General features: G+C 52.0%; 16 protein-coding genes. All 16 read right to left on the bottom strand.

The window, feature by feature from the left end:
• Positions 1-63 precede the first annotated feature (63 nt).
• The 16 genes from HPY71_02875 to HPY71_02800 all read right to left on the bottom strand — a co-directional run bounded on the left by HPY71_02875 (position 64) and on the right by HPY71_02800 (position 18,008).
• The gene (locus HPY71_02875; protein NPV52448.1) at positions 64-990 is read right to left on the bottom strand and encodes a carbohydrate ABC transporter permease; all 927 of its coding nucleotides are present in this window, start codon (positions 988-990) and stop codon (positions 64-66) included.
• 90 nt (positions 991-1,080) lie between these two features.
• A complete protein-coding gene (locus HPY71_02870) occupies positions 1,081-1,992 on the bottom strand; it encodes a sugar ABC transporter permease (protein ID NPV52447.1) in 912 nt (303 codons plus the stop codon).
• A gap of 196 nt (positions 1,993-2,188) precedes the next feature.
• On the bottom strand, positions 2,189-3,508 hold the full coding sequence (locus tag HPY71_02865; protein ID NPV52446.1) for an extracellular solute-binding protein: 1,320 nt from the start codon (positions 3,506-3,508) through the stop codon (positions 2,189-2,191).
• Between the two features lie 249 nt (positions 3,509-3,757).
• Entirely contained in the window at positions 3,758-4,861 is a 1,104-nt protein-coding gene (locus HPY71_02860; GenBank protein NPV52445.1) for a LacI family DNA-binding transcriptional regulator, read from the bottom strand.
• A gap of 304 nt (positions 4,862-5,165) precedes the next feature.
• A complete protein-coding gene (locus HPY71_02855; GenBank protein ID NPV52444.1) occupies positions 5,166-5,561 on the bottom strand; it encodes a type II toxin-antitoxin system RelE/ParE family toxin in 396 nt (131 codons plus the stop codon).
• Complete coding sequence (locus tag HPY71_02850; GenBank protein ID NPV52443.1) at positions 5,545-5,880, bottom strand: hypothetical protein; 336 nt, start codon at positions 5,878-5,880, stop codon at positions 5,545-5,547. The genes HPY71_02855 and HPY71_02850 overlap by 17 nt, the downstream gene beginning before the upstream one ends.
• A gap of 145 nt (positions 5,881-6,025) precedes the next feature.
• Complete coding sequence (locus HPY71_02845) at positions 6,026-7,069, bottom strand: hypothetical protein (protein ID NPV52442.1); 1,044 nt, start codon at positions 7,067-7,069, stop codon at positions 6,026-6,028.
• Between the two features lie 21 nt (positions 7,070-7,090).
• Positions 7,091-8,164: a hypothetical protein gene (locus tag HPY71_02840; GenBank protein NPV52441.1), complete on the bottom strand. Its 1,074-nt coding sequence runs from the start codon at positions 8,162-8,164 to the stop codon at positions 7,091-7,093.
• 277 nt (positions 8,165-8,441) lie between these two features.
• Positions 8,442-9,413, bottom strand: coding sequence for a carbohydrate ABC transporter permease (locus tag HPY71_02835; protein ID NPV52440.1), 972 nt, complete (start codon positions 9,411-9,413; stop codon positions 8,442-8,444).
• Positions 9,410-10,315 (bottom strand): sugar ABC transporter permease, encoded by a 906-nt coding sequence (locus tag HPY71_02830; GenBank protein NPV52439.1) that lies wholly within the window; start codon positions 10,313-10,315, stop codon positions 9,410-9,412. Before HPY71_02830 ends, HPY71_02835 begins: the two co-directional genes overlap by 4 nt.
• A 162-nt stretch (positions 10,316-10,477) precedes the next feature.
• Positions 10,478-11,794: an extracellular solute-binding protein gene (locus HPY71_02825; GenBank protein ID NPV52438.1), complete on the bottom strand. Its 1,317-nt coding sequence runs from the start codon at positions 11,792-11,794 to the stop codon at positions 10,478-10,480.
• Between the two features lie 321 nt (positions 11,795-12,115).
• Positions 12,116-12,901: an N-acetylmannosamine-6-phosphate 2-epimerase gene (locus HPY71_02820; protein ID NPV52437.1), complete on the bottom strand. Its 786-nt coding sequence runs from the start codon at positions 12,899-12,901 to the stop codon at positions 12,116-12,118.
• Positions 12,879-14,147, bottom strand: coding sequence for a hypothetical protein (locus tag HPY71_02815; protein NPV52436.1), 1,269 nt, complete (start codon positions 14,145-14,147; stop codon positions 12,879-12,881). The genes HPY71_02820 and HPY71_02815 overlap by 23 nt, the downstream gene beginning before the upstream one ends.
• Entirely contained in the window at positions 14,140-15,240 is a 1,101-nt protein-coding gene (murQ, locus tag HPY71_02810) for an N-acetylmuramic acid 6-phosphate etherase (protein ID NPV52435.1), read from the bottom strand. Before murQ ends, HPY71_02815 begins: the two co-directional genes overlap by 8 nt.
• Positions 15,241-15,262: 22 nt before the next feature.
• Positions 15,263-15,997, bottom strand: coding sequence for a GntR family transcriptional regulator (locus tag HPY71_02805; protein ID NPV52434.1), 735 nt, complete (start codon positions 15,995-15,997; stop codon positions 15,263-15,265).
• Between the two features lie 661 nt (positions 15,998-16,658).
• Positions 16,659-18,008 carry a hypothetical protein gene (locus HPY71_02800; GenBank protein NPV52433.1) on the bottom strand — a complete coding sequence of 450 codons (1,350 nt, stop codon included), beginning with the start codon at positions 18,006-18,008 and terminating at the stop codon, positions 16,659-16,661.
• Positions 18,009-18,267 lie beyond the last annotated feature (259 nt).

The raw sequence follows: 18,267 nt of genomic DNA, 5'->3' as shown, positions 1-18,267 counted from the left end.
CATCTCAGTTTTTGGGTGTGTGATATAAATATTATTTTGCTGAGGGCCGTTCTCAATAACTTCTTACCCCTTTAATGCGCCCGAGGTAAGACCCGAAATGAACTGTCCCTGAAGGGCTACGTAAACGATAATAATGGGAACTGCCGCCAGAGTTAAAACAGCGAAAAGAGATGGCCATTTAGTTACCCATTGTGTCGAGAAATTTATGAGCCCGACTGGAATCGTCGCTACCGTAGGGTCCTGGGCTGCCAATAACGCCCAGAAAAACTCATTCCAGGTATTCATGAATTGAAAGATAGTAACCGTGGCGATAATAGGCTTAGATAGGGGAATTACAATCTGAGAGTAGACCCGCAGTAACGAACAACCGTCGATAAGAGCCGCTTCCTCCAACTCTCGGGGGAGACCTGCCAGGAACCCGCGGAAAAGAAAGATTGCAAAGGCTAACCCCCCCGAGGCATAGGGTAAAATCAAACCGAAATAAGTATTAATCAGGTGAAGCTTTACGACTACGGTAAACTGGGGAATAATACTGACCGTGGGAGGGAGAATCATCGATATAAGGAAGGTGTAAAATAGGATCTCTCGGCCCCTAAATCTAAGCCTTGCAAAGGCATAAGCGGCCAATGAACCAAGAAACACTACAATTATTACTGTAGATGTAGTCACAAAAATGCTATTCCAAATGAATGTCCCAATCCTCGAAAGTTCAATAGCCTCGCGGTAGTTTTCCCAATTGATTACCGTCGGAATACTAAAGGTATTTGAGTAAAGTTGCGTTTCGGTCTTAAAAGAATTTAACACGAGCCAAACAATAGGATAGCCGGCGATAATTGAACAAATAATTAGTACCGCGTGAGTTAGTAATATGGCTAACAGACGTCTCCCCCTTATTCCTGGCGCCGCACAGGCTAATACTGTCGTCGAGGAACGCCCTCTAGCCATTCCTCTAAGCACCGAAGAAGTCCCTCCCGTAATTAGATCATTCATTCCTAAGTCGCCCCCACGATCCACGCGTTGAAAATCCGCCTGAATAGAAATAGAATAAGCTCAAGTCAAGCCTTAGTGCCCTGTTAAAGTCTAGCCAGAGGCCTCCTGAATATTTCGAAGCATAGATCGGACCTGTGTAATGACCAGCGGAAGTATAATCAAAAAGAGGATCCAGGCCATTGCTGCACCGTACCCTACTCGGCGAAACTTGAAGGTTTGCAAATACATGTGGTGAGCTACTACTTCAGTAGCATTATAGGGACCACCCGAAGTAAGTACATAAACTAGATCAAAGACACCAAATCCTCCAATGATGGCCAGTGCAGCTCCCATGAAAGCTGGCGTTGAGAGGAGAGGCACGGTGATTCGAATCGTCCGCTGCCACGGGGTAGCGCCATCAATAGCTGCAGCTTCGTAAAGCACCTCGGGAATTCCCTTAAGTCCAGCGAGAAATAATACCATATGGAACCCGGCCCATTTCCAAAGATCGACAAACATCACAGTGTATAATGCAAGGCGAGGATTGCCAAGCCAATCCTGGGCCAGGAAACCGAGACCAAGTGTTTTGAAGAGGGCATTGGCGAGCCCGAATATTGGGTTCAAGATCCATGACCACATCATCCCGACCACTACAAACGATAAGATTACCGGAATAAAAATTGCAGTTCTATATACAACTAGCATCTTGGTACTCCTATTAAGGAGAAGTGCCAAGCCTAACCCTACTATAGTCTTGGCCATGACGGTTCCAAGGGTATAGATCACGTTGTGCCACAAAGATAAACGGAATAATTGATCATGAAGAATGATCTCGCTAAAATTCCGAAAGCTGACGAATATCATATTTTGAGAAAAGCCATCCCAGTCAAGTAGACTCAACCATATTCCATAGAGGATCGGATAAGCTGTAAAAGTTAAATATAGGATTAGAGCCGGCGCTATAAGTAAATATGGAGTAAAAGTGGCGATTACCGATTTTCGGCGGATCACATTCTGAGTCAACGTAAACGCACCCCCATATGCGGCGCCACAGACTTTCCGGGTTTTGACGCGTTACTCAAGAACGCACCCGACTCATCACTAAGAAGGGAAAAGGAGGGCTGGCAACCGCCCTCCCGCCAAGCCCATGTTTCCTAATTTGGTGAGGATAACATTACACAGATTACGCATCTAATAATTGAGTTATATTAATGAGTTTTTATTCAGCGGCTGTAGTCTCTACCACCCCACTAAATTTATAACCCCTGGCAACCAGACGATCAAATTCTTTTTGGATGTTCAGCATCGCATCTTCAGGTTTACGCTGCAAACCGACCACAGCTTGTATTTCTGTCTGGAAAACCCGGGTGATCTCCGGCGGCCAAAACCAGTCGAGCCAGACTACGGTGCGAGGAAAGTCCTTTCGAGTCAGCTCGTTGAGCTCTCCTGGTGCACCTTTCACTTCAGGTAAGGCATAACCTGCACCACGCCCGAATTGATCTAGACTTGCGACGATTTCCGTTGCTTCCGGACCAGCTAAATAAAGAACCAGGTCTTTAGCTAGATCCTTATTCTTGGATCCCCTGTAGATACCGATCGCAGGCGGCGGCCCACCAGGTGCCTCTGGGATAACCCCTTCGACCAATATAGGGAAATGAGTACGACCTGGTTGGAAGATCTTGGGCTCTTCTTTTGCCTTCTGAATGAACTGCGGATTCATCCAAGAACCAGCTACCCACATGGCCGCTTTCCCATTCATAAAAGCCTGCGCAGCCTGATCACGAGACATACTATTCACGCCAGTGATAAACACTCTATCTTTAGCAAATTGTTGAATCGCTCTCATTGCCTCCATCGAGTCGGCATCGGTGAATTTCCCCTTGCCCTCCAGGATATCCGCTGTGCGTTCTACTGAACGGTTCTTGCTCGTTTGGGCAAAGGTGAAGAAATACCATAGAGGCCACATATAGGTAACCCCGCCCTCATGGACCAGAGGCTCAACATTATGGCTGCGGAGCGTTCTAGCTATCTTTACCATATCCGCGTAGGTTTCGGGGGGCGTAAGTCCGTATTTATTAAATATCAACTTGTTATAATAGAGTCCCATACTAACCACCCCGGGACTGAGACCAGGGAGAGCCCATAGCTTGCCCCCGATGGTGTATGGGTCAATCCCAATTTTATAATAGGCTTCCTTATTTTTTACAAAGGGCGTAAGATTCTCAAGCATACCGGAAGTTGCAAAAAAGCGCAAATCCTGTCCATTCAAAGCAACTACGTCAATCGGTTCCCCCGCTGTACGAGCCGCCATGAAAGACTCTATAAAGCGTTCATCAAGAAATCTGTGCCATTTCAAGGTTACATCGGGGTGAATAGCCTGAAAACCCTTCTGCAGGGCCTCAGCCTGTTTCGGGTTCGGCGGGAATACGCCATAGATATGTAGTGTTGTCGAACTAGCCGCCATGGTACCCGTCGCAAACCCAAATATCAGGACAAGTAAGGCTACTGCACACAAAATGTAAACAAGGTTTCTTTTCACTTTTCCATAACCTCCTTAGTAACTCTATTTTCAGCCCGCTCCATTTACCCGCAGCTAACCCTCATAACAGCTGACATATCATGTCGGTACTTAGTTTTCCACCCCCATTTGCGTCCTTTTGTAGATTCGCGATAGATTCACGATACAAGCTTGACCTGCCCCTCCAAGTCATTCATCCATCTCCCACTTGAAGATCCCGGGAGGCTCGTACTGGACAAAACTCCCCCATCCAGTTGAAGACAACTCTCATCAAGCCCGTATTTTCAGCACGGTAGAGGACCCCCCTAGGATGAGTTCCTCCGGAAGGCTCACCTCTCTCGGTTCTCCGCGATAACGTCCATTAATACGCTCAAACAAAAGCTGTGCGGCAATCTGACCAGCCTGATACATCGGGAGAGCCACCGTCGTGAGGCGCGGACGCATAACTGCGGCAAATGTATTATCAAAGCCAACTACGGATACGTTCCCGGGCACCCCTAGATTCTCCTCTGCCAGGGCATCCATCGCACCCAGGGCCATAAGGTCGTTGAACGCAATTATGGCAGTGGGCTGTTCACAACGCATTAATAAAAGCTTCGTCCCGGTATAACCAGCTTCTTGCGAGAAATCCGGAACTTCCATTACTAGTTCAGGAGAGAGATCGATCCCAACCTCACCAAGTGCTTTCCGGCATCCATCTAGTCTCAAGGAACTCGTGGTGCTATCTTTTATAGCTATTATGCCAATCCGCCGGTGGCCGAAGTCTACGAGATGTTTCGCTGCCAGGTACCCGCCTCTAGCATCGTCACACATGACTTTATCAACGCCGGCTATCCTCCTGGAACCATGGCAAACTACGATAGGAATCCCACTATCTCTAAAGGCCTCCACTAGTCCAAACACAGAATCGTCACCAGGTAGCGAGAGAACGATCCCATCAACCCTATTTTCAAGCAAAACTCGCCCCAACTCAGAAGTCCTCTGGGCATTCATACCCGTACTACATAGAATCACATTGTAGCCGTGCGCATTGGCTACGTCCTGAATCCCCTTAGCGATTTGGGCGTGAAACGGATTTGTTATGATGGGCAAGAGATAGCCAAGGGTCCTCGTTCGCCGACTTTTCAAGCTCCTCGCTATGGCATTGGGCTTGTACCCTAGTTGCTTTATTGCCTTAGCCACTCTTTCTCGTGCTTTGGCACTAGTAGAGCCGTACTCACCTATAACCCGTCCAACCGTCGAGGGCGAGACGCCTGCAATGGCGGCTACATCCTTTATCGTCGGATTTTTGATTTGCTTACCCCCCAGTGACGGAATCAGTTCATTGGGATTACCCTGTGACAGCTGCGGTATTTGAGTTGACTTTCTCGACATCTTGTACATTACACCTGTATCGTATACTAATCTACATGATAACAACCATTTGGTAACGTTCCTAATTTTTATTAATTCTACATACTAACCTAAAATCCTCCTCTGGATTAGAGAGCTTTTCAAAAATTTCTTAGCGCGCGTAAGGTTCGGGATGGAGAGATGAATAGGGCAGTATGCTCCAACATTTTGATTTTGGGTTGCAGCCCAGAATAGACCAGAGGCAAATCAAGGAGTTGGCTGACTCTATAAGAGAATCGTAGATAATTCGCGGATATAGCGGATGTAAAGAACCCGTAGGATGAGCTCACGACCTTTTCCTCAAAATCCTGGCAAGAGTGGATTCAAAACTATCCTGATCTACGGAGCCCTCCAAGAAATTAAGGAGCTCATTATAGAATGCCTTGCGCTTTTCTGCTTCATTGTGGGCAGCAAAGTCTTCACGCTTGCCGATAACAATGATTAGCACTATCTGAATGCTGGTATCGAAGATCGCATAAATCACCCGGAGTGACCTGTTATCTGCTCTAATGCTGTATAAACCTGTCAAATTTCGTCCTGATCTACTGCCTAAAGGTGAACCGTAGCCCAACGGATCCATTTCCAACTTCTTTATGGACTTTAGGACTTGCTTCCGTTGATCTCCGTCTAATCGCTTCAAGTCATCCCTGGCTTCCGGTAGGAATTCAATCTTCCAGCTCATCCCTTGTCAGCCCTTCTTCAGACAGTATATCATCGAAGCTATATGTGCGTTGCTTGCCCTTAATAAATCTCAAGAGGCGGTCGCTGGCCTCGGCAATGAGATGGAGTTCGGCCAATTCTTCCTCAGAAGATTTTAAGCGTTCATACTCATCAATATCGATGAAGGCCGCTTTTATATCCCCGCTTCGATGAGTAATGAATACAGGGTGATCTTTTACCTTCTGTAAGAATGAACCAAATTTCTTCGCGAAGACTGATGAGGGAATTAACTGACCTCTAGTAAACATAAGCCTGCCACCCGGTGCCATTCCAATCACCACCTATGCGCATCTTCTTCATTTACTATACATCTTTACAGCTTAATTATTACACAAATAACTGAGCAATTCAATGCTCAGTAAGCTACGCAATTTATATCGAAATCTGTGAAAACTAGCGCGATTTATGACTACGAAGCCATATATATCAGCCCTCCGCGTAAACCTCCGCCGCACGCACCATCGCCAGGATGTTTTCTGCCGGGGCGTCAGGCGGGACCTCGCAGCCGGAGCTGAGGATAAAGCCACCGCCCTGGCCCGCCGCCTGGATACATTTCAGAGCCTCCTCGAGCACCCTGTCGGGCCCGGCCTGCAGCAGCACCTCCGAGGGGGCTATATTGCCCTCCAAGCATGTGACCTCCCCGGCTGTCCGCTTGGCGAAGGCCAGGTCGACAGCGTAGTCTATTTCGAGGCCGTCGGCCCCGGTCTGAGCCATAAGGTCTAAAATGCGCGTTGTATCGCCGCAGATGTGCAGGAAAACAGGCACCCCGCCAGTGCGCTGGTGAATTTCCTGGATAACCCGCTTCTCAAAGGGAAAAGCAAACCGCTCATATGCTTCGCGGTTAACAAGGCTCGCAACCGAATCCCCAAAGGTAAGCACGTGAGCTCCGGCCTTGGCTGCTGCAACCCCGAACTCCGCGACCACTCTCGCACAAAAATCCAGCAACTCGAGGGTATATACAGGATCATCGTGCAAATCAAGAAAGAACTGCTGTATTCCTCGCAACGCGGATGCGAGGCTGAACGGCCCCTGGTCGAAATTGACCTTCACGCAGCACCTGTCGCCCACGGCCTTCATGGCTATTCCCGTCGCCTGAAGCCTGAGGGGCATCCTGCCGTCAACATAAGGGTTCGCGAGCCGCAACCTGTCAATATCACGTCTATCGCTGAGTGGGCTTCGCAGCAGCACAGGCGGCTCGTCGCCCGGCCATGTTATCTCACAGCCCACCGCCTCCGGTAGGATCCAATTATCCGAGGTAACATGGATGCCGTCATAGCCATATCTCTCGAGAGCGGCTACTTGACACTGCACAAGGAGTTCAGGGTTGAGAGAATAATCCTTTAATGATACCTTTTCAATTTTCGCGGCATGCCGAATAATTAATGGGATTACCGGCACCCGGTCAGGCTCTTCAAGCTTTATAGCTTTCATGCAGCGCTCGAGCGGATTCGACAACTTGATCTCCCCCATAGGCAATTTCAGGCTAAAACATTAATACGCATATTCCATTGCGGCCCTAACCATTGCATCGATGTTTTCGCCCGGCGTATCTCTACCGACGGCGCACCCGCTGCTCAAAATAAACCCGCCCCCAGCCGCCGCCTCCCGAATACATCTACATGATTCCTGATAGATCTCTTCCGACCCGCTCTCAGCAAGCAGCGTCGTATTGAGGTTCCCCTTCAGACACATGGAGCCCCCTATCATGTTCTTTGCATGCCCGAGGTCAACCTGCCAGTCGAGCTCGAAGCACTCGGCCCCGCTTTGGGCAATGAGATCGAGGCTGGGGTTCGTGTTACCACAGATATGGATTACACATGGAATGCCCAGCGAATGTATATATGAAATAACCTCCTGTTCATACGGGAGGACGAATTCCTTATACATCGCCGGCGAGATTAACGTAGAAGATGCCGTGCCTTCGCCTATCCATATGCACGGGGCCCCGAGGCTCGCCAATTTCTCGGCCCAGCGCAACGCGAAGGGTAGCCGCGCCTCGATGGCGCGCCTCACGCCGTCAGGATCATCTATCATGCCAACCATCACTCGCTCCAGCCCCATGAGGAAAACTACCTGGGAGTACGCCCCCGTAAGCCCGACGTTGATGAGATAATTATCTAGGATATCCCTGGGGAAATACTCTAGAGTCTCGACAATGCCTGCAGCGAACGGATCATCCGAATAGAGGCGTTCATCATCGAAGCTTACTATGTCCCGCTCCACAGGCGTCCCTATGTCATCATATGGGAGTTCCCATGTAAGCCCGCCCACGGTTTTCACCCGGAATCCGCCCTCGCGCTGGGCTATATCCAGGATCACGCTCTCAGAGAGGCACAGGTTTATCGAAAGTCCGTCAATGCCGGGATGCCGTTCAAAACATGAGATCAGCGAGCGGGCATGCTTCCCGGGGTCGAGAAAACCTTGGGATACGAGTAGTCCATAAACCCGGCCGGCATATGAGGTATCGATAAGAGGCACGACCGGCACCCTATCCGGCATCGCCGCCCTCCCGCCCATCCCGGCTGCTGGTCTCATCGCCCTGATAGATCGTTCCCTCGATGTCACTCGGCTCGCCCCCCCATATCTACGTCCCGTGTCAAATTCTATATCCTAATCTGTCGTAATCATAGCAATAATGTGGCACGCTTTTCCAAGCCTTCAGTCCGCTGAGAGCAACAACCCCGCCCTAGATCTCGAAATAATCCGGCCCACCCAACTGCTGACCCACGCAGCTGTAGATAACCAAGCTCAGAATTGAACCAGGCGCAGAATATATGCGGAACGCCGGCACCGGCGAAACAGCACGTTTATTGAACTCTGGGCTTGGCATCTATATATACGGCTACTCCTTTAGCGCCCCGAATGTCAGCCCCTGGATCAAATACTTCTGGGCCAGCCACGCCAGGATGATGACCGGGATCACCAACATGCTGCCGAGAGCGGACATCTCGCCCCACTCCAGACCCTTATCGGTGATGAAGCCCGCAACCACGACAGGCACAGTCTTGGCCTTGATGGATGTCAGGATCACGGCGAACAGGAATTCATTCCACCCAAGTATAAAGGAAAGGATCGCAGATGTGACGAGCCCCGGAGCTGCAAGGGGCAAGCCTATTTTGAAAAAGCGTTGCCAGAGGCTGCATCCATCAACAATAGCGGCGTTGTTGATCTCTTCGGGCAAGCCCTGAAAGAAACCCAGCATAAACCAGATAACCAATGGAAGGTTGAAGCTGGTGTAGGTGATGATCAGGGCCAGCCTGTGGTCCAAAAGACCCAGATTCTTTATAAGCATAAAATACGGGACAGCCGTAGCGATCGCAGGGTACATGCGCGTAATCAGGACCCATACGGCAAAGATGGCGTTTAACCTCGCCGGGAACTTCACGTTGGTCAGGCTATAGGCAGCTGCCGACCCCACTGCCAGCGCCAGCAATGTCGAAGCGCTGGCGACTATGAAGGTGTTGGCGAAATAATTCAGGAGGAGAGGCTGGTGGAGCACTCTGCGATAGTTCTCAATGGTCAGGCTCCTCGGGAGGAACGTCGGAGGCCAGCTCAGAAATTCAACAGGGAATTTGAAAGAAGTAAATATCAGCCAGATGAAAGGCACCAGGATGACCGCCAGCAAGAGATATGTTGCGGTTACCGAGCTCAACGTTGAGGCTATCTTTCGCCTGCGGGCGCTATTTCTCTCCTGCTGCCCGTTTCTCCCCTGCTGTTTATTCAGTCCGGCACGTACTGACACCTGTCCAGGGTTTATACTATACCCACCGGTCGTGATCGTCACACGGTCGTTCATGTTCTCTCCTCTAGTCATAACGCGGATCCTCTTTCCTTTAGGAAATAGAATGTTAGAACCAGCATTAATACGATGAAGATCCAGGAAAGAGCGGATGCATACCCAATATTGAAGTATTTTAACCCCATCTCATAGATGAAGAGGCTGAGAAGCTTCGTCGTATTACCCGGGCCTCCCGCGGTCATGACGTAGATAGTGTCGACCACCTTAAAGGCGTCTAGGAGCCGCAGTAATACGGTGACCAGAATAACGGGCCGCAGGAGCGGGAGCGTGACCCTCCAAAAAAGCTGCCATGAAGAAGCACCGTCAACGAGGGCGGCTTCGACGGTATTATAAGGGAGGGCGGTAATCCCTGATACAAAACACAGGGCAACGAATGGAGTCCACTCCCAAATATCAACCAGCATAACGCCAACCAGCGCGAGGCTTGGGGTGCCCAACCATGATAATTTATGACCGCCAAGCAATGTCACAATATAATTAATGAGGCCGAAATCCGGATTAAACAGCATTCGCCAGAGGATGCCTATGACCACAGGGGTCATCACCAAGGGGATCAGCAGAAGAGATCTTGCCAAACGGTAATAGCCTCTCTGTTGCGATACTAAAAGGGCTATCACCATCCCCAGGACCGTTTCCCCAGCTACCGTAATAATCACAAATAAAACTGTAGTTATAACGCTTTTGCCGAAAAACGGGTCCGTCAGGGCCCGAAGGTAATTGCCCAGGCCTATGAAGCGAGCCTCTGTCCCAAACTTGAGGTCAAGGCGGTGAAAACTCAGTATCAAGGCATAGATGAGTGGATACAGGGAAGTAAACCCCAAAAACAGCACGGTAGGGATAAGAAAGGTTGCTCCTGCATACCACTCCTTCCGCCTCCAACCAGCGGGTAGGTATCTTTGGGCGGCACCGGTATTCATGTTTTGAACACCTCTCTAACTCGTCTAAAGCTCCTCAGCTCGGGTAACGTAGGCATAACGTGCACGAGCCCGGGCTATATATGCTGGCGAGCTGGCGAGGACTGGCGCCTGCCTTACGCCGCCAGTCCCCGCCAGTTGTCGGCAGTCACCGGCAACAATTCGCTACTTATCAAATGGGGGTATATAATCGTCAGTATACTCACCCTCCGGGGGATTATCGGAGATTATCTGCTTCCACTGTTGCGCTATGGACTCGATTGCCTGCTTTGACGTCATCGTCCCCGTCAGGGCGTCATTCAAGCGATCATCGAGGAAATCAAATGCCTCCTGTGATTGAGCTATACGGAATCTCGGTCTCACCCCATTGAGCGATATCAGCATATTGGGGAAATCCTGATGCTTCTTGATCACGTTAGGATCCTGGTAGATAGCCCTCCGGGTCGGGCCGATGCCGAGTTCCTCCAGGAAGGCCCGCTGCTTCTTTTCGGCTGTGTAGAATTTAATCCATTCCCATGCAAGGTCCTTGGCCTTAGCGCTCTTGGGGATCGCAAGGCTCCAGGAGCTAAGCTGGGGCGACGCATTCGGGTAAGGTATTATACTCCATTTCCCAACTACTTTAGACTTCGTGGGATCACTTGCTTCGCCTCTGATCAGGCTAGGCCAGAGCTCTGCCATGGCCACGAGCCCGTGGTTGAAGGCCGCATTCTCATCAGGGATGTTGTAGGAAAGAACCCCCTGGGGCATATAGGGCTTCAGCGCAATTATCATATCAATCGCCTTTACGGCTATATCCCTCTGGGGTAGCGGGGTCTTCCAGTCACGGCTCATCAGGTGACCGCCCATAGACCAGTAACGGGCCGTCCAGAACGCATCGAGCTGCTCCTTGGCTCCTGCTATACTTGTACCTTGCATGCCGCCCTTTGTCAGCTTCTTGGCGATGCTCATGTAATCGTCCCATGACCACCCCGGGTCTGCCTTTATCCCTGCGTTCTTGAAGATGTCGGTGCGATAGATGATCCCATACGCATCGCAAGCGTTCGGGATGCCAAAACGGACTCCCCTCCAGATGCCGGTAGCTCTGGCAACGCCCACCACAAAATCATCGATCTTTATTGCATTAGAATCGGCCTTGAGCCTCTTATCAAGGGGCTCAAAGTATGGGGCAAATTGCCCGTCCCATTGAGATGCAACCTGCATCACGTCAAATCCGCCGGCTCCGGTCACCAGGGCCGTGAACTCCTTCTCGTAAAGGCTTGCATACGGAGCCGTAACTAACGTAACCTTTGCGCCCGTAAGCTCCTCGAACTCGGGGACAACCTTTCGTGCAGCATTCGCATAAGTAGCCTCAAAGTAAAGCAGGACCAGGGACTGGCCCTTGAAAGGTTTGTCCCCAGCAGCCTCCACCGCTAACGACCCGGCCAAAAAGATACCTAACAGGACTAAAAGAAGCGTGTTGACGACCTTCCGACTATACCGCATTCCAATAAACCTCCCTTTTATTTATTCATCCATTCCCTTTCCCCTGGCGAATCTCTCTCTTCCTAAACGCCAACTACCCCAACCGCCAAGACAGCTCTTTCCGGCCCCCTGCTAATATCTTTTACCCGAATTCTCCCGCATCACCTCCATTCGAGAGCACCTATTCGAACAAGCTTCCCGGTATAGGTATAGCTCCAACATCAAATTAGCCTGAGCCCAACTCGAAGCAAACCCGGCAATACCTGACCCGGTAATATCTAATCCGGCGATACCCAACCCAATCTATCGCTGACTATCAATCACCGGTCAAGCATCTTCAGCTCACACATCTTCAGCATTGTTGCGTTCGCCTTGACCTTGAGAATCCTGCGGGAATTGCACCCGATTTTTTTCAGCTGCTGCGGCATACCGCCGCGTTATCCCCTCTGGATCCGTTATAGCCCGCCCGACGACCGCCGCGAAAGCGCCCGCTTCGAAAGCGGCCCGCACCTGTTCGGGGGACTCGATGCGTCCCTCGGCAACTACTGGAATATCACTCCGCGCCGCAAGGCTCCAGACCAGACGCAGGTCGGGGCCATCCAGCCTGGGGCTATATGATGTATAACCCGACAGAGTCGTGGAGATCAGGTCGGGCGAGAGCGCCGCTGCCTTCAAGCCCTCCTCAATGGTTGATATGTCCAGCATCACCATCGCACCAAGCTCTGTGCGGATCCTCCTGACGATCGCCCCTAAATCCTCGGGCCCCGGCCGGTCTCTTAAAGTGCCATCCAGCGCTACTATATCCGCCCCGGCTTCCACCACAAGTCTGGCATGCTCAAATGTGGGCGTTATGTAAACTTCATACCCAGGGATAGATTCTTTATAAAGCCCGATTATGGGGACTTCTACCGCCCTCCGGATCGCCCGGATATTCTCCGGCCTGTTGGCGCGGATACCCCGGGCCCCGCCGCGGACGGCCGCCTGGGCCATCCTGGCCAGAAAGTCGGGGCTATTGGCCGGGCTGTCACTGTATGTGGCCTGGCATGAAACTATTAATCCACCTCTTAGTTGTTCCAGAACCTTCCTGGCCCTGTCAAGTAGCTTATCAAGCTGTTGCGTTTGCTCCATCAACCTGGTCCCCTGCCCTCTTCTCCGTCGTTGGATCCGACCAATCTGTCCTTAAATCCAAATCACTCCACCCGCTGATGCCCTCGGTCAGGGCCTTGAGGCGCTCGAGGGTGATCTCGACCCCGGCCTGTCGCCAGGCCAGGAGAACCGCCCCTACTACCGGTTCAAAGCTGGGTTCAACGAAACACACATTATTAAATCTACTCAATACAGCGGCACGAAACGCATCTCTGAGTAATGAACCAGCCTTGAATACCCCCCCGGCACATGCGACCGGGACCACGGGCGACATTGACACCGGAGGAGACATCGATTCCGGCACCGGTCCCGGGCCGGGTCCCGATCCAACCGCCGGCCCCCGCTCCCGCGGCTCTCGAGCTAGCGCCGCACCCCCGCCATTCCCCTCATCCCCGTCATCTCTATCACCTCTATCGTCCCTATCATCTCTGTCGTCTCTCTCGTCTCTGTCAAGCCAGTCGAGTCTCTGTATCGCCGTTATTGCAAGCTCCGCAAGATGACACCCCGATTCGCGCAGTATCTGAGCCGCCCCCTGGTCTCCCTCCCGGGCGCATTCCGCCACAACGGAGGCCAGGGAGCTTATCGCCTGCCGCTGTTCTTCCAACCTGTATAGCCTTCTCTGCAGCTCCCTCGGATCAGCCGCACCCAGGTGATCCAGTATTCGGGAGGTTAACAGGCTCCGCGGTCCCCCTCTGTCGCTCTCCGCCGCGATCAAAATCAGCGCCTTGTGCCCAATATCGAACGCGCTGCCGAGGTCCCCCATGACATAACCCCAGCCGCCCACCTTGACGCTCCGCCCGCCCGGGCTGACCCCGTAGGCCACAACGCCAGTGCCGGCGGCCAGCACGATGCCGGGCCTGCAAGCGAAGGCCCCCGCCCAGCAGCTTACGGAATCGCTATCCAGGCTCAGGCGGCCGACATGGAGCACCGAACGGAATATTTCAAGGATGGGACCCGCCTCCGGCGACTCGGGGCTCCACAGCCCCGTGAGGCCCAGGAACGCGCTTTTAACCGCATACGGTCTACCGCCGGTAACCCCGGTAGCCCCAGTAACCCCGGCGAGGCACTCGCCAAAGGCGCGCCTTATCTTCTCTTTGCCGCCAGGGGCATCAATATGTTCAAATGGTGGGCCAACGGCCTTGAGCAGCACATGCCCTTCTGCATCGACGATAAGGCAACGGCTTGCGCTTTGCCCCCCATCAAAACCGAGAAAGCATTCCTCATTCAAGACCGCATACCCCCTGATATCCCTTCCCCTGATGTCCCTCTCTCTGGTTACCCTCCCCGTTGATTCTCGTCAAAGCCTCGCGGAGGTTCCCGCCCGAACTCGCGAGCAACTGCCTCGCATCCTCAACGTCCATATTCCCCATGCACTGGAGCACCGCTACCCTGATATCGCCCCCGGCCGAGTTGAGCGCGGCTCCGGCTTCCACCTCACCAACCCCACTTATGGAGGCGACGATGCTGCGTGCCCGCTCCCAGAGTTTAGAATTCACGGGCCGCATGCCGATCATGAAGCCATCATATACGAGGCCGAGGCGCGTCATCACCGCCGTGCTTATCATATTAAGCACGAGCTTCTGGGCAGTTCCAGCCTTTAGCCGTGTGGAACCGGTAATAATCTCTGGACCTACTATGGGACGTATCATTAAATCCGCGATCCCCTCCATAGGCGTTCCCCTGTTGCATGCGAGCCCGATTACAAACGAACCAGCTGAACGGCCCGCCTTCATAGCCCCAAGAACATATGGTGTACGCCCGCCTGCGGCAATCCCCATAACGACATCGGATCTTGTGGGGACAAGTTCCTCGACATCCCTCTTCCCTGCCTCGAAATCATCCTCCGCCGCCTCGTCGGGGCGTGTGAACGCTGCGGGTCCTCCGGCCACCAGCGCCCTGATGATGCCAGGGTCAACTCCAAACGTAGGTGGGATCTCGAGGGCATCCAACGCCGCCATACGGCCACTCGTGCCGGCACCGGCATAAACCAGTCTCCCACCTGCCCTCAACCTCGACACGATCGCATCTACCGCCGCCGCAATCTCGGGGAGCTCGAGCGCCACTGCCCTGGGCACCTCATTGTCTTCTTGATTCATAATGGATAGAATCTCAATTGTAGTTCGAAGATCAAGATTTGAGCTTCGTGGGTTGACCCCTTCAGTGATCCGTTCATGGGATTCATCATGTGATTTAAAATCGTGGGGCTCATGAGGCTTATGCGGCTCATGGGGCCCGTGAGGCCAACGAATGCCGGCCGCCAAGGCTATCTCACCCTTTCTACCCTTCTCCGAGCTTTCCTCCGATCTTTCTATGACCTTCATTATCCTGCTTCATATTATCATCTTATCTCTTTTTGACCCGTTCAAAAGTAATGGTGTAGCGGTCGCCTCTATATATTCCTTCCGTAAGCTCCACAGGTTCGCCGTTCCCGTCGAACTCCGTGCTCACGAGCAAGAATACTGGGGAATCAACGGGTATTTTCAATATCCTCGCCTGCTTCGCCGTGGCTTTGGTAGCGTGAAGTACCTGTTCCGCCCTTACCACCTCGACGCCGTATCGTTCCTGGAATATCTCATAGAACGACCGGTATTTCCCTGACGGGAAAGGGAAGTCTGGAAAGCGCGTAGAGCTGAAGTAGGAGGTTTCAAAACAGATAGGCTCGTTATCCGCCAGGCGCAAGCGTTCATAGTAGGTCACTTGCGAACCTGCCGGTATATTCAAAGCCCTGGCGATCTCGGGACCTGCATCTATGAAGCCTTTCTCAAGGATGCGGGTTTCGGGCACGAGGCCCCGGAGCTTCATTTCCTCCGTGAACCCCATGAAGTACGGCAACCGGATGGCCAGCTTGGGTGGGGCGACAAAGGTCCCCTTGCCGCGCTTCGAAATGAGCGTTCCTTCCTCTATGAGCTCCGAGATGGCCTGTCTCACCGTCATGACACTGACCTTGAATTTCTCGCTCAGCGCCGGCCCCGACGGAATCTGTTCGCCAACGCCCCATTCGCCGGATTTGATGGCCTCGAGTATCTGTTGCTTTATTTGAAAGTAGAGCGGCACTACCCCATCGCGATTCAATGCCATGTTAACCAACCGACCTCCGCTAACCAACACTTTCGCCCGGCTAGATCCTTTAGACCCGCACTGTGCCCTCTTAGAAACCTATAGCCCTTTATCTATAGGAGCCTATCTAGATAACTAGTTTTCTAGTAAATAAATACTACATTGATCTCTAAATTCCTGCCACACAAAAACGTAATTGAAAAAAACATTACTTAGCTTATGACATAAACCTCCATATTGTTGCTATAGGCTGGACGTGCTGCAGATCGCAGCATATCTATGAAAAACATGCTACACTACGCAGCATGTTCTGGCGGAATGTGCTGCAATCTGCAGCATCGGGGATATCGATGCTACTCATTACAGCATATCTTTAGAAAACATACTGCAGACCGCAGCATGTCCCGGAAAAACATGCTGCAATCAGTAGCATCGATGGGTCTGATGCTACTGGTTACAGCACGTTCTTAAAAAATGTGCTACTCTTTGCAGCATGTTTTCAAAAAGTATGCTACAAGCTGCAGCATGATGAGGATGATGAGGGATAGGGGCTGAGGGATGGGAGATGAGGTGTACTCAAATCCTAGCAGCAATATAAGAATTTATATCATAAGTTGAGAAATATTAGGCAGAGGGAGGTAAACGGGGCTATAGTGTTGGTCCATACCCACAAATAAAGGACTTAGAGGTACGACTGAAGTTCACGGAGCTTCTCCCGAAATTCCTGGCCTTGCCCCGACGGGTCGATGCGCGAGGCGTAAGACCGCGCCCGCTCTTTATCCCCGCGTTGAAGCCACAACGCCGCTATATTAAAAAGGATAACAGGGTGGCCCGGCATCATCTCCTCTAGTGTAGAAAGAAGATCGTAGGCAGCATCGAGTTCGCCCTTCATCCGCAGCAGGGTGGCGAGCACGAGCGCTGCAGGTGGATAAAACACCTCAGAGTTGACAAGATCCGATACAACCTTGATGGCCTCATCGATCCGGCCTGCTTCACGCTGCCTCCTGACCTCCCTGACCCGGCACTCCCATTCAGATCTAAGTATATCTATTACTTGAGTGCGCCGGTATTTCACCTCATGCATCTCGCCGCCTTCGAGTATGGGAATCGCCTCGCCCTCCTTATAAGCCCCTAGCTCAACTAGGGTGTGTATAATAGCACCTTTGAGTCCCCTCGAGATACTTGCCACCGATAGGAGTTGGCGCCCCAGTTGCACACCCCATTCCCCGCCGAGGAGAATGAGTCCTCTCAACTTAAAAGCCGATTCTCTTTCATCAGATTCTTCATCAAATACCTGTGCCAGCACTAAGATGCGTGTCGTGCCCAGCTGGGCAAGCTGCTCGGCGTCCTCATCAGACTTTATGGATGCTTTTTCACCATGGCTAAGCGCCCCCGGGGGGTGATACTCGAGAGGAAACGCGGGAATTATTCCCTCTTCCAATAGCCCGGCAACACGCACATAATCCCCAATGAATTCCCAATCAGGCATGGGCAAGTGCCGCCAATGTGATATGGCCTGCCTATATCTCCTCAAATTGAATGCAGCGACGCCCGCTAGGAAACGGTCTTCAGGCAGGACATGATATTGCTCCCAACGCCGGTAGAGATCCAGGACCAGACGGTGCTCACCCAGGGCGCCTGCGGCGCGCTCGATCATCACGGTGTATTCGCCCCATGCCTTCCGGGTGAAAATCGTCTGGATAAATGGGTCGTGTAGACCCTTATCAAAATCCCGGATGGCCCGGTCAAGGTGAACCCGTGCTTCATCCTTCCGACCCAGTTCCACAAGGCACTGTGCCGCTACTGCATGCGCGAACGGATTTGGCATCGGGGATGCCAGGTTGGGCTCGAGGATCCTTAAGGTCTCCTCATAATCGCCGCGGTAAAAACGGGAGACGGCCCAGTTGTTGACTACGCTCGCCCCCGCGCCCAGGGCAGCTGCCTTCTTGAACGCCCGCTCAGCCCTTTCAAATTGCCCATCTTTTAGGTACCGTGACCCCTTCTCAACCAGGGCATCTATCTTTTCCTGCATCTATCCTTTCCTCCATACTTTCTGTCTTCATACTTGCCGCTGCCTCCACCTAGTACTGACTAGTACTGGGACCGTCGGTTTTCTCCAGCTGCTGTGCAAATCATTCACATAGTGGTGCGGCTCGATTCTTTTAAGCTTGCACGGTTTCGTTATACCCGCAATATACCATGCCAGTCAGGGGTAATAACCGACGGTCTCAGTAGTGCGTTTCGTAAGTTCTGATAGTTTTTACTCCCCAAGCATGCGTCCAAGCCTAATC

Source organism: Bacillota bacterium (assembly GCA_013178125.1).
Taxonomy (GTDB): Bacteria; Bacillota; SHA-98; order Ch115; family JABLXJ01; genus JABLXL01.
This window is presented reverse-complemented; position numbering and strand designations above follow the sequence as displayed.